General features: G+C 39.5%; 1 protein-coding gene. It reads right to left on the reverse strand.

Translation table 11 applies throughout. The features are described 5' to 3' along the window. A partial coding sequence (locus JHD67_RS21660; protein WP_199101197.1) for a TonB-dependent receptor plug domain-containing protein occupies positions 1–385 on the reverse strand: 385 nt, incomplete at both ends.

Raw genomic sequence — 385 nt, forward strand, 5'->3', positions numbered from 1 at the left:
GTTTAATCCAATCATTATTGGGATATAGGATGGGGTCTTTACCCGCAATGGTGTTATCAATTTTATTCGGGCTATAAGGAATAGCACCTAAAGGATCCCGCGTTGAAACAGCTTCATTTGCCAGTCTCATATAAGTAATATTGTCGGCAAGCTGATAGTTTTTCGTATTGGTAGACAATCTGTTTTCTACTCTCACATTTAATTTGGTTTCTCCACTAACCCCGGTTTTGGTTTTAACAAGAATAACTCCGTTGGCACCCCTTGCACCATACAAGGCTGCAGCTGAATCATCTTTTAAGAGGGAAAAGTTTTCAATATTGTCTGGCTGAAGTCTGGCCAGATCTGTAGGATTACTTTCAATTCCATCTATATAAATGAGCGGATC

It is taken from the genome of Dyella sp. ASV21 (genome assembly GCF_016428975.1).
In the GTDB taxonomy this organism is placed as follows: Bacteria; Pseudomonadota; Gammaproteobacteria; order Xanthomonadales; family Rhodanobacteraceae; genus Dyella.